1 protein-coding gene is annotated in these 1,587 nt (G+C 73.9%); it reads left to right on the top strand.

What is annotated here, in order from left to right:
- The first annotated feature begins 351 nt into the window (after positions 1-351).
- Complete coding sequence (locus tag L0B03_RS17580) at positions 352-1,131, top strand: HAD family hydrolase (protein WP_250448269.1); 780 nt, start codon at positions 352-354, stop codon at positions 1,129-1,131.
- The last annotated feature ends 456 nt before the right edge of the window (positions 1,132-1,587 follow it).

Raw genomic sequence — 1,587 nt, 5'->3', positions numbered from 1 at the left:
GCCGCGTCGCCGTCCTGCCGTCAGTGCCCGTCGTCGGGCGAGCAGCGCGGCCAGGGTCGAGGCGCCGGCCCCGCCGACCACCCCCACCACGACGATCACCTCGGCCACGTCGCCCCCTCCCGCCGGTCGCACCGGCCCTTGCCCTGGGCCGGACCTCCCGGCTCGACCACCCTGCTGCGAGCCCGGGCCGCCACCCACCGCGGGTCCGGGCCGCATGTGGACGGATGTGCAGCCGCAAGGCCTGTGGAGGGACCGACCGGGCTCGGTACCCTCGGGCAGGTGCGGGCACACGAGGAGGACGGCAACGGGACCGAGGTCGTCGACCACCACCAGGCCCGCACCGAGCCCCGGGTGGCGGCCTTCTTCGACCTCGACAAGACGATCATCGCGACCTCCTCCGCGACGGCCTTCTCCCGCCCCTTCTACGCGGGCGGCCTCATCACCCGGCGCGACGTGCTGCGCACCGCGTACGCCCAGTTCCTCTTCCTGCTCGGCGGGGCCGACGCCGACCAGACCGAACGCCTGCGCGCGCACCTGTCCGCGATGGTCACCGGGTGGGACGTCGCGCAGGTCTCGGCGATCGTGGCCGAGACCCTGCACCTGCACATCGAGCCCACCGTCTACGCCGAGGCGGTCGCCCTGATCGACGAGCACCACGCGGCCGGGCACGACGTGGTCGTCGTCTCGGCCTCGGGGTCCGAGGTGGTCGGGCCGATCGCCGCCCTGCTCCGCGCGGACCACGTCGTCGCGAGCCGGATGGAGGTCCGCGACGGGCTCTACACCGGGGAGATCGCCTTCTACGCCTACGGCGAGAACAAGGCCACCGCGGTGCGCGAGCTCGCCGAGGCCGAGGGCTACGACCTGACCCGCTGCCACGCCTACTCCGACTCGATCACCGACGTCCCGATGCTCGAGGCCGTGGGCAACGCGGCAGTCGTCAACCCCGACCGGGGACTGCGCCGTGTCGCCGTCGAGCACGGCTGGGAGGTGCTGGCCTTCGAGCGACCGGTGACCCTCGGGTCACGCCTGCCCCCGCCGAGCCGCAGCCTGCCCGTGCTCGGGCTGGTCCTGGTGGGGGCCGTCGTCGGGCTGCTCCTGGCACGACGACGGCGTCCGCCTCGTGGGCAGTGATCGTCCGTCTCCCGGGACGCTGGGCAGAGGCCCGGAGAAAGTTCCGTAGGTCCCTTCCCTCTGGTCCGCAGGAGGCGTAGAAAGGAACTACAGCAGCACAGCGGATGGCGAGAACCCACGCTCGACCGGTCCCCGAGTGGACCTGCCGACCGGGCTTGTCCCGTAGCGGCAGCGCAAAGAAGCGCCTGATACCTCGCCACCTGTGCTGTCGACGTCGGCGTCCCTCCGGGGGCGCCGTCGTCTTGTGTGCGCCGGTGTCGACGCCGTCAGCTCCCCGCTGGCGCGTTCAGCCCTCGACCGGCGCGAGCCGTCCCGCGAGCACCGCGTCCGCGACCCGCGTGCCCTCCTCGGCCCCCGCGACGACCGCCTCGGCGCAGTGCACCAGCCAGCCGGCGACCCCCTGCTCGGTCCCGGTGGCGAACCCGGCGGCGGCGGCGAGGTGCACCGTGGGCACCG

Source organism: Actinotalea sp. C106, assembly GCF_023630195.1.
Taxonomy (GTDB): domain Bacteria; phylum Actinomycetota; class Actinomycetes; order Actinomycetales; family Cellulomonadaceae; genus Actinotalea.
This window is presented reverse-complemented; position numbering and strand designations above follow the sequence as displayed.